Source organism: Frankia sp. CcCS3 (assembly GCF_977927575.1).
Window position 1 is genome coordinate 1 of the sequence record NZ_CDWRCL010000137.1, and the last position, 10445, is coordinate 10445.

The window sequence follows — 10445 nt, forward strand, 5'->3', positions numbered from 1 at the left end:
CCAATAACCGAGCATGGAAGGGCCAGTTCGATCACAAGATCAGCGACAGATCCCCCCAGCTGGTCCCCTGGCGGACCCGAAACCCCCCGTGGAGCCGAACCCGCCGCTTCCGCGCACCGAGGCCGGCAGCTCATCGACCTCCCGGAACACGGCGTGCTCCACGCGCTGCACGACCAGCTGGGCGATCCGGTCGCCCCGATGTAGGGTGATCATGTCAGATCGGTCGGTATTGATCAGAATGACTTTGATTTCTCCACGGTAACCGGCGTCCACCGTTCCCGGGGCGTTGACCACGGACAGGCCGTGCCGCGCGGCCAGGCCACTGCGCGGATGGACGAACGCCGCGTACCCGGCCGGCAGGGCGATGCTCAGGCCGGTTCCGACCGTCGCCCGCTCCCCCGGGCCGAGCGTCACATCCTGGGCCGTCACCAGGTCCGCCCCCGCGTCCGACGGCTGGGCGTACGCCGGCAGCGCCAGCTCGCGGTCCGACCGGCGGACGAGGATCTCCACCCGACCCGGTACGGCGGGCGCGGGCTGCGCGGCGGGCTGTACGGCGAGTGGCACCGCGGACGCGGGAGGCGGGGCGGTGGGCGTCGTCGGATCGGTGGCGGTCATGGCTCTCCTGGTCGAGGGTGCCCGGTCCGGGCGTGACCCCCACGCTAGGCCATGGCCCTCGTACCGCCATCGGCCTGCCGGTCCGACGGGCCGCAGCGAGCCCCGGACTCCGGCGGGCGTATCCCGGCGTGATCGGATAGCAGATGATCCGAGAGGCTAAGACGATCCGAGGGGCTAAGCAGGCCGGTCGGGGTAAGCAGGGGGCGGGCGGACCGGCATGGTCCTCGCCGAGGAACGAGAGGTGCGGGGTGGCGAAAGCAGCGTCAAAGCTGGGATGGAAGATCGTCGGCGGAGGGGCGACCGCGCTCGCGGGCATGGCCGCGAGCCGAGTCGTGAGCGCCCTGTACCGCAAGGTGCGCAAGTCCGACCCGCCGGCCAACCCGGCGGACCCGGACACCGCCTGGACGGAGGCCGTCGCCTGGGCGGCGATCTCGGGTCTCGCGATCGGGATCGGCCGGTTGGCGGCCGAGCGCGCGGCCGCGCGCGGATGGGCCCGGGCGACGGGTTCACCACCGCCCGGCATGCTCCACCCGAAGACCTCCTTCTCCGAGGACTGACTTCTCCGAGGACTGAACGGCATCCGAGGACTGAACGCGTGACCGGGAGCACTGATGAGCGGCCGGCCACGAGCGGCTCTCCGGGGCACCCGGCTGCTCCTTTCCGGGCACGATGGGATCCACCGGTGCGCCGTCCGGATCGGCGGCGTCACGATCAGCGGGAGGCTCGGATGGCCGTGTACGCCCTGGGGGACGCCGTCCCCACCATCGATCCCACGGCCTACGTCCATCCGGACGCGACGGTGATCGGCACGGTGACGAGTCGGGCCCGAGTCCACGGTGTGGCCGGGCTCGGTGCTGCGTGGCGACTACGGGACGATCGAGATCGGCGCCCGTACGTCCATCCAGGACGGCACGGTGATCCACGCTACCGAGGAACTCACCACGGTGGTGGGTGACGACTGCACGGTCGGGCATCTGGCTCATCTGGAGGGTTACGTCGTCGAGGACGGCGCCCTGGTCGGTTCCGGTTCGGTGGTGCTCCACCGGGCCCGGATCGGCCGGGGTGCGCTGGTCGGCGCGGGCGCGGTCGTCGTGGGCGGCACGGTCGTGCCGCCGGGCGCGAGGGCGCTCGGCGTGCCAGCGAAGATCCTGCCGGATTCCGTCGCCCCGGGTGCCCTCGCCGCCGGGGCCGCGATCTACGTGGCGAACGGCAAGCGATACCGCGAGCAGCTACGCCGGATCGACTGACCGGTCGACCGCCGGGCCACCCACGCCTCGCCCGGCCCTCCCGGCGGATCCGCCGACGGCCCGACGGCCGGTGCGCCCGAGGTCTCACCGTCGGGTCCCCGCCCAGGTGAGCGGATGTCTCAGAGAGTGTCACAGCCGACGCCGCGCCACGTAACGGCGCATTCCTACCGTCGTGGCATCACCCGCACCTCGGAGGATCATCTATGAGCGCCACGCTGGAAGGCGTCCCGACTACCGGCACCGTGACCGGTCCGTCCCGACGCGGCCGCTGGATCGACGACTGGCGGCCCGAGGACCGCACTTTCTGGAACAACGGCGGTTCCCGCATCGCCCGCCGAAACCTGATCTTCTCGATCCTGGCCGAACACGTCGGGTTCTCGATCTGGTCGTTGTGGGCGGTGACGGTCCTGTTCCTCGGACCGGCCTACCACATCGACCCGGCCGGCAAGTTCCTGCTGACCTCGCTGCCCGCGCTCGTCGGCTGTGTGCTGCGGATCCCCTACACCTTCGCCGTCGCCCGGTTCGGGGGGCGTAACTGGACCATCTTCAGCGCGGCGGTGCTCCTCGTGCCGACGATCCTCGCGGCCGTCGTTCTCTCTCCCGGCGTCTCCTACCCCACCCTAGCTGATCGTCGCCGCGGTCGCGGGGGGCGGAGGCGGCAACTTCGCCTCCTCGATGACCAACATCAACACCTACTATCCGGAGCGGCTGAAGGGCTGGGCCCTGGGACTGAACGCCGGCGGCGGAAACCTGGGGGTGGCCGCGATCCAGCTTGTCGGCCTGCTCGTCCTCGCCACCGCCGGCAAGGACCACCCCCGGGTCGTCCTTGCCGTCTACATACCGCTGATCGTCCTGGTGACGCTCGGCGCGGCGCTGTTCATGGACAACCTGTCGAGCGCGAAGAACGACCGGGGCGCGATGCGCGACGTCGCCCGTGACGGTCACACCTGGGTGATGTCGCTGCTCTACATCGGCACGTTTGGGTCGTTCATCGGGTTCGGCTTCGCGTTCGGCCAGGTGCTCCAGGTGCAGTTCCACGACCAGTTCAGCATCCCGATCAAGGCCGCCTACCTGACCTTCCTCGGTCCGCTGCTCGGCTCACTGATCCGCCCGGTCGGCGGCATCCTGGCGGACCGCGTCGGCGGAGCGAAGGTCACCTTCGCCAACTTCGTGGCGATGGCGGCCGCAGCCGCGATCGTGCTCGTCGCCTCGCTGACGGAGTCGCTTCCCCTGTTCCTGGTCGGGTTCATCGCGCTGTTCGTCTTCAGTGGTGTCGGGAACGGGTCAACGTACAAGATGATCCCGGCGATCTTCCAGGCGAAGGCGCAAACCACCATCGACGCCGGTGGCAACCCGGTCGCGGCGCAGCACTCGGCCCGGCGGCTGTCCGGAGCCCTCATCGGCCTGGCCGGCGCGATCGGCGCGTTCGGCGGGGTGCTGGTGAACCTGGCCTTCCGGCAGTCGTTCCTGAGCTACCGGACCGGCGACGCGGCCTACATCTCCTTCATCGCCTTCTACGCGCTGTGCTTCGTGGTTACCTGGTTCGTGTATCTGCGGCCGTCCGCCAAGCGCCTCGCCGGCATCTGATCCCGTCTGTGCCCTGTGTTCAGGCCAGTTCGACGGCGACGGCGATCTCGCCGCCGGTCGGGCTCAGCGTGAGCTCCCGGATGCTGCCGGCGCTGCGCAGGTCCGCGGCCACCGACTCGACGAGGGCGACGAGGTCGGCCTCGCCGCTGATCAGGACGCTCGCGACCTCGGCCTTCTGCGACACCTTCGCCTCGGACTTGGCCCGGCGGACACCGGACAGCGCCGCCCCGACGGCACCGAGGAGCTCCGCGCGGGCGCCCTCGGCGAGCTTGCGGATCTCGGCGGCGTCCGGCCAGCTCGCCCGGTGCACCGAACCAGGACGCCACCAGGACCAGACCTCCTCGGTGACGAACGGCAGGACCGGGGCGAACAGCCGGAGCAACGCCGACAGGGCCACCGAGAGCGTGGTGTGTGCGGAGGCCGCGCCCGCCGCCCCGGAGGAGCCGTACGCCCGGCCCTTCACGAGCTCGACGTAGTCGTCACAGAACCGCCAGAAGAACGACTCAGTGACCTCGAGGGCCCGGGCGTAGTCATAGCTGTCGAAGGCCGCGGTGGCGGTGTCGACCACGTCGGCCAAGGCGGCCAGCAGGGCCCGGTCCAGCGGTTCACTGGCCGGGGCGGGGGCCGCCCCGGCGTCGGAGACCACGGCGTCGGGGGTCACGGCGTCGGGGGTCACGGCGAGACCGAGCGCGAACCGGCTGGCGTTGAGGATCTTGATGGCGAGCCGGCGGCCGTTCTTCATCTGGCCGACGTCGAAAGCGGTGTCGGTGCCCGGCCGCCCGGACGCCGCCCAATAACGGACCGCGTCCGACCCGTGCTCCTCGAGCAGGCCCATCGGGGTCACCACGTTGCCCTTGGACTTCGACATCTTCTTACGGTCCGGGTCGAGGATCCAGCCGGAGATCGCCGCGTTCGACCAGGGCAGCACGCCGAACTCGGCGTGGGTGCGCACCACCGTCGAGAACAACCAGGTCCGGATGATCTCGTGTGCCTGCGGGCGCAGGTCCATCGGGAAGACCCGGGAGAACAGATCGGTATCGTGCTCCCAGCCACTGGCGATCAGCGGGGTGAGCGAGGACGTCGCCCAGGTGTCCATCACGTCGGGGTCGGCGGCAAACCCGCCGGGCACGCCCCGCTGCTCGGCGGTGTACCCGGGCGGGACGTCGCTGGACGGGTCGACCGGCAGCGACGCCTCGTCGGGCACGATCGGCGCGTCATACCGCGGCGCACCGGCGGCGTCCAGCGGGTACCACACCGGGAACGGCACGCCGAAGAACCGCTGCCGGCTGATCAGCCAGTCGCCGTTGAGGCCGTCGACCCAGTTCTCGTAGCGGACCTTCATGTAGTCCGGGTACCAGCGCAACTCCTGGCCTCGTCCACGCAGCGCGGCCCGCAGCGGCTCGTCCCGCCCGCCGTTGCGGAGGTACCACTGGCGGGTCGTCACGATCTCCAGCGGCCGGTCGCCCTTCTCGTAGAACTTGACCGGATGGGTGATCGGCCGCGGCTCGCCGAGCAGCGCGCCGGACTCGGCGAGCAGTTCGACGATCCGCGCCCGGGCGCTGTGCACGGTCTTTCCGGCGAGCTCGGCGTACCGCTCCCGGCCGGCCGCGTAGGTGACGGCGTCCGGTGGGTCCGGGATGAACCGGCCGTCACGGCCGATCACCGCACGCGCCGGAAGTCGCAGCTCGCGCCACCACGTCACGTCGGTGAGGTCGCCGAAGGTGCAGATCATCGCGATGCCGGATCCCTTTTCGGGGTCGGCCAACCGGTGCGCGACCACCGGGACCTCGACGTCGAACAGCGGGGTCCGCACCGTGGCGCCGAACAACGACTGATAACGCGGGTCGTCCGGATGGGCGACCAGGGCGACGCAGGCGGGCAGCAGCTCGGGACGGGTCGTCTCGATGACGATCGGGTCCGCCGGGTCCAGCCCCTCGCCCGGGGCGGAGACGCCCGACCGGGGGAAGGCCAGGGTGTGGTACGCGCCGGGGCGGTCCCGGTCCTCCAGCTCGGCCTGGGCCACTGCGGTGCGGAAGGTAACGTCCCACAGCGTCGGGGCCTCGGCAAGATAAGCCTCACCGCGAGCGAGGTTGCGCAGGAAGGCCCGCTGCGCGACGGTCCGCGACCGGGCGTCGATCGTTGCGTAGGTGTGCGACCAGTCGACGGAGAGCCCCAGCCGGCGCCAGAGCTGCTCGAAGCCCTTCTCGTCCGCCAGGGTCAGCCGCTCGCAGAGCTCGACGAAGTTGCGTCGCGAGATCGGGATCTGCTCCTTACCGGGCTTGTCCGGCGGGGTGAAACCCGGGTCGTAAGGCAGCGACGGCTCGCAGCGGACAGCGAAGTAGTTCTGCACCCGGCGTTCGGTCGGCAGCCCGTTGTCGTCGAAGCCCATCGGGTAGAAGACCTCGCGACCCCACATCCGCTGGTAGCGGGCGATCAGGTCGGTGTGGGTGTACGAGAAGACGTGCCCCACGTGCAGGGAACCGCTGACGGTCGGCGGCGGGGTGTCGATGGAGTAGACCTGCCCGCGGTCGACCGTCCGGTCGAACGCGTAGGTGCCCTCATCCTGCCATACCGTCGACCAGCGCGCCTCGATGCCGTCCAGGCTCGGCTTCGCCGGGACCGCGCGGGTGGACCGTTCCGTACCGTCTGTCGCGACCACAAGCAACGATCCTACGGGCGCCTCGATCGTGGTCACCGACCACCAAGGTCCCCCGGTCGGCGGACCGGCGAGGTTCCGGCCCGGGCACGCACCCCTGGGCCGGAGCCGGAGCCGGGAACGGGAACCGGAAGCAGTCGACGGACGTGACGCCTCTCACATTCCACGGGGAGTGCACGACCGGCCGTCTTGGCAGGATGAACCGTTGAACGGACCGTACTCCCGTGCCGATCCCCACTCCCGTGCCGATCCCTGGAGCGCCGGACGATGAGCGACCTGCCAGACCCGGACGAACTGCTCGCCATTGCGCTGACGATCGCCCGTGAGGCGGGTGACCTGCTCGCGCGGGGCCGGGAGGGCACCGTGGCCGCGGAGACGACGAAGTCGTCTCCCACCGACGTCGTGACCGCCCTCGACCGCGCCTCCGAGGCGCTCGTCGCCCGACGGCTCGCCGAACTGCGCCCCGGCGACGGACTGCTCGGCGAGGAGGGTTCGGACTCCGCCGGCGCGACCGGGGTGCGCTGGGTCGTCGACCCGCTCGACGGTACGGTGAACTTCCTCTACCGGCTGCCCAACTGGGCGGTCTCGATCGCCGCCGAGGTCGGCGGGGAGGTCGTCACCGGAGTTGTGCATGCCCCGGCGCTGGGCGTGACCTACACCGCCACGCGCGGCGGCGGATCCTACCGGGACGGGGAACCGCTGACCGGGTCGGCGGTGACGACGCTGGCCGGCGCCCTCGTCGCAACGGGTTTCGGCTACACGGCGTCCCGCCGGGCCGCGCAGGCCGCTGTCGCCAGCCGGGTGGTGCCCCGGGTGCGCGACATCCGTCGGATGGGTGCGGCATCGCTGGACCTGTGCGCGGCGGCCGGCGGCCTCGTCGACGCCTACTACGAGCGCGGGCTGAAGCCCTGGGACCAGGCCGCCGGCGGCCTCGTGGCGGTGGAGGCCGGGCTGCGGGTCGGTGGGCTGCACGGCCGGCCGGCGGGCGAAGATCTCACCGTCGCAGCCCCGCCGGCCCTGTTCCCGGCGCTGACCGCCCTGCTCGCCGAGGATCCCCCCGCCGACCGAGACTGAGGTCCCCGACCGGCCCGCCGCTCACCACCGGCCCGCCACTCACGGCCAGGGCACGACGTCGTCGACTCCGGCTGCGACGAGCGCCCGGCTGAGACCGCCGCGAGAGCGGATCCCGAGCTTGCGGTAGACCCGGGTGAGATGGGTCTCGACCGTCTTGCGGGACACGAACAGGGCGGCCGCGGCCTCGGCGTTGTTCATCCCCTCGCAGATGGCGCGGGCCACCTGGAGCTCGGCGGGGGTGAGCCGCTCCAGCCTTGTCGGGTGCTCCGTCGGGCGGTCGTTGAGGACACTCCGGTCGCCGGTGGCCGTGAGTTCGGCGGCGGCTCGGCGGGCCCACGGTTTCGCTCCCAGCATCTCGAAGGTCGCGTACGCCTCGCGCAGGGGCACCCGGGCTGCGGCCGGCTGGCGGAAACGACGCACGACCTCGCCCCGGCACAACCGGGTCCGAGCGTGCTCGAACGGCATCCGCCGGCACCGGTGAGCGGCTTCGGCCTGCGCGAAGGCGGTCTCGGCCGCCGCCAGGCCGTCGGCCATCAGGCCGCGGCAGCGGGCGGCGACCGCCGCGGGCCACGCGAGTCCAGTCGTCTCGGCACGTTCGGCGAGCCAATCCACGACCTCCGCGGCACCGTCGTGGTCACCGGACCGGATGTGCGCCTCGGCGAGATCGCCGACCAGCGGCATCGCGTTGGGATTGGCCAGCCCCATGGCTCGGGCCCGCGACCAGGCCTCTCGCAGCGTGATGACGGCAACGTCGTACTCGCCGTGACCGAGCGCGGCGAGCCCGAGGACGCCGGCCGCGTGCAGGTCCAGGCTGCCGATGCCGTACGGCCCGATCTCGCGCCGCAGGCGGCTGATCCGCTGCTCGCTCAGGGCGCGGTCGCCGCGGGCGGCGTCGATCCGGGCGAGCACGATAAGACTGAGGCCGATCGCGCCTACCTGCCCGAGCTCCTCGGCCCAGCGCAGCGCGTCCACCCCGTCCGCGTAACCGGCCGCCCACAGGCCCCGCCAGCCCTCCAGTTCACAGCGCACCGCGAGGGCGTAGGGCAGCATCGCGGGGGCTCCGGCGCGGCGGGCCGCATTGACCACCGCGGTGAGCAGTCGGGCGGCCTCACCGTCCGCCTCGACGTCGAGGCGGGTCTGGCCGGTCAGGGTCAGCGCCTGCTGGTCCTCCACGTCGTCCGCGGCGATGATCTCTCCGGACACGGCGTCCAGGCAGGCGGCCGCCTCGCCGGTCATCCCGGTGAGGGCGAGAGCGCGGCCATGGTGGATCGACAGGGGCAGGGCGCGGGCCAGATGGCGCGGCGTCAGTGCCTGCCCGCGCTGGGCGGTGTTCAGGGCCACCGTCACCCTGCCGTCCATCAGAGCCGGCAGGACGGCTTCGGCGAGCAGCGCGCCCGCCCGTCCGGCATCGGTGTCCATGACCGCCTCGGCCGCCTGGACGAGCTGGTCGTACGCCCGGGTCGGATGACCGGACCAGGTGAGCACCCGGCCGCGGACCAGCTCGACGTCGGCTCGCACGAGCGGCCCGCGGGCCAGCCGCGCCGCCTCGTCAGCCCAGGCTGCCGCATCCTGGGACAGGCCGCCGAGATGCGCGTCGGCGGCAGCACGCAGGACGCGGTCGACCCGGGTGGCCCGCTCGGAGGTCAGTGCGGCGGAGCGGTGCCACGCCCGTGCCGACGCGCCGTATCCCCCGCGTCGGCGCGTCCGGACGGCGACCTCGGCAAGCGCGTCGGCCACCCCGTCGTCCGGACCGCCAGCCGCGGCGGCCAAGTACCACACCCGCGCATCACCATGGGAGACCTCGGCGAGTGCCTGGTAGGCGCGCATGCGCGCCGACAGTGCGGCGTGGCGCAGCACGAAGGGCCCCAGCATCGGATGGGCGAACTCCAGCGTGGCATCGACGCCATCACCGCCGCCGACGCCGCCGTCCGCGGCGGCGACCCTGACCAGACCCGCGTCGTGGGCGGCGTCCAGATCGGCCAGGGTGAGAGCGGCTGCGGTCACGGCACGGGCCAGGGCTCCCACCGACGTCGTGCGGCTGGCGGCGAGCACGACCAACGCCTGCCTGGTGCGTTCGGGCAGCCCGTCCAGCCGGTCGGACCAGGCACGCTCCAACTGACGTCCCGGCGGCGGCAGCTCACCGAGCGGTTCCTGCCCAAGCAGCTGGGCCTCCCCCAGCGAGGCCGCCGTCTCCAGCAGCGCCGATGGGTTGCCGGCGATCCGCCGGACCAGGTCGCCCAGCACGTGCGGGGCCATCCGATAACCGTGCTCGCGGATCAGCTCGCCGCACGCCTCGGTGGACAGCCCGGCGACCTCCATACAGGGCAGGCCGGACCGCTCGCACAGGTCGGCGGTATCCGAGCGGACCGTCATCACCATCGCCACCCGTTCCACCGCCAGCCGGCGCGCGACGAACAGCAGCGCCTGCTGCGACGGCGGGTCCACCCATTGCAGATCGTCGACGAGCACCACGAGCGGATGCCTGTCCCCGGCCGCGGCCAAGACGTTCAGGGTTCCCGCGCACGCGGCGTACGGGCTCGTTGACACCCCCTCCGCGAGCGCCAGGCATACCCGCATCGCCACCCGCTGCGCGTCAGGGACGATCCGGTAGATGTTCCCGCAGCGGCAGCACCAGGTCCGCCAGCGCGGCGAAAGGCAGCGTGCTCTCCGACTCGACCCCGCGAAGCTGGAGCACCCGGGCGGTGGCCGCCCGGGTGCTGGCCATCCGGGCGGCATACCGCAACAACGCGGTCTTCCCCACCCCGAGTTCACCCCGCAGAACGAGGGCGGATCCGCGCTGCGCCACGGCCGCGAGCAGGCCGTCGAGGAGACGAAACTCCTTTTCCCGGCCTACCAGTGGATGCATACCGGTAGAGTCGTCGATGGTGGCCTTTGCCCCTTTCACGACAACCGTCCTTCCCCCGTGACGCCGTTGTCCACCAACATCATCCTGCCGTGACCAGAACGGTCGGCAAAGGGACTTTAAGCACAGAAGTGAACGACGGTGTCCGGAACCGCCGGGGATTCCCGGACGCGGTTCGGCCCTCGGTGTGTTGACCTGGGAGAACCGGGAGAAGCCGTACGGAGGGGTGTCCGGTGCCCGACCCAGCGCCATTGACGATCCGGCCGTCACGCCCGGTTACCCACGCAGAGAAATGATCCCGATGTTGCCCGTATATGGGCTCTTCGAAGTTAAGCGGGTTTGAGGCATCTGCAGGCTCGGCGGGTGGTTGCGCAGCGTGTTCGTAGCCGCTGGTTTTCGGGGT

Annotated in this window: 6 protein-coding genes and 2 pseudogenes; 4 read left to right on the top strand and 4 right to left on the bottom strand. The window is 71.7% G+C overall.

Annotated features, from left to right (window positions below; translation table 11 throughout):
* Positions 1-39: 39 nt before the first annotated feature.
* The gene (gene dut / locus AC08OQ_RS12780; protein ID WP_476605831.1) at positions 40-615 is read right to left on the bottom strand and encodes a dUTP diphosphatase; all 576 of its coding nucleotides are present in this window, start codon (positions 613-615) and stop codon (positions 40-42) included.
* Between the two features lie 248 nt (positions 616-863).
* On the opposite strand from dut, the gene AC08OQ_RS12785 reads away from it, so the two are divergent.
* The 3 genes and pseudogenes from AC08OQ_RS12785 to AC08OQ_RS12795 all read left to right on the top strand — a co-directional run bounded on the left by AC08OQ_RS12785 (position 864) and on the right by AC08OQ_RS12795 (position 3449).
* On the top strand, positions 864-1172 hold the full coding sequence (locus tag AC08OQ_RS12785) for a DUF4235 domain-containing protein (protein WP_462202896.1): 309 nt from the start codon (positions 864-866) through the stop codon (positions 1170-1172).
* Between the two features lie 170 nt (positions 1173-1342).
* Positions 1343-1862 (top strand): annotated as a pseudogene (locus AC08OQ_RS12790) (gamma carbonic anhydrase family protein).
* A 203-nt stretch (positions 1863-2065) separates the two neighbouring features.
* A pseudogene (locus tag AC08OQ_RS12795) lies at positions 2066-3449 on the top strand (nitrate/nitrite transporter).
* A gap of 19 nt (positions 3450-3468) precedes the next feature.
* On the opposite strand, the gene valS reads toward AC08OQ_RS12795, so the two are convergent.
* On the bottom strand, positions 3469-6108 hold the full coding sequence (gene valS / locus AC08OQ_RS12800; RefSeq protein ID WP_476601568.1) for a valine--tRNA ligase: 2640 nt from the start codon (positions 6106-6108) through the stop codon (positions 3469-3471).
* Between the two features lie 264 nt (positions 6109-6372).
* Between valS and AC08OQ_RS12805 the strand changes: the two genes are divergently transcribed.
* Entirely contained in the window at positions 6373-7179 is an 807-nt protein-coding gene (locus AC08OQ_RS12805) for an inositol monophosphatase family protein (RefSeq protein WP_476601567.1), read from the top strand.
* 39 nt (positions 7180-7218) lie between these two features.
* Here AC08OQ_RS12805 and AC08OQ_RS12810 read toward each other — a convergent pair whose 3' ends face one another.
* Together AC08OQ_RS12810 and AC08OQ_RS12815 are read right to left on the bottom strand one after the other, a co-directional pair.
* The gene (locus AC08OQ_RS12810) at positions 7219-9756 is read right to left on the bottom strand and encodes a LuxR C-terminal-related transcriptional regulator (RefSeq protein WP_476601566.1); all 2538 of its coding nucleotides are present in this window, start codon (positions 9754-9756) and stop codon (positions 7219-7221) included.
* Positions 9757-9772: 16 nt separating this feature from the next.
* Positions 9773-10084: an AAA family ATPase gene (locus AC08OQ_RS12815; RefSeq protein ID WP_476601565.1), complete on the bottom strand. Its 312-nt coding sequence runs from the start codon at positions 10082-10084 to the stop codon at positions 9773-9775.
* Positions 10085-10445: the final 361 nt, after the last annotated feature.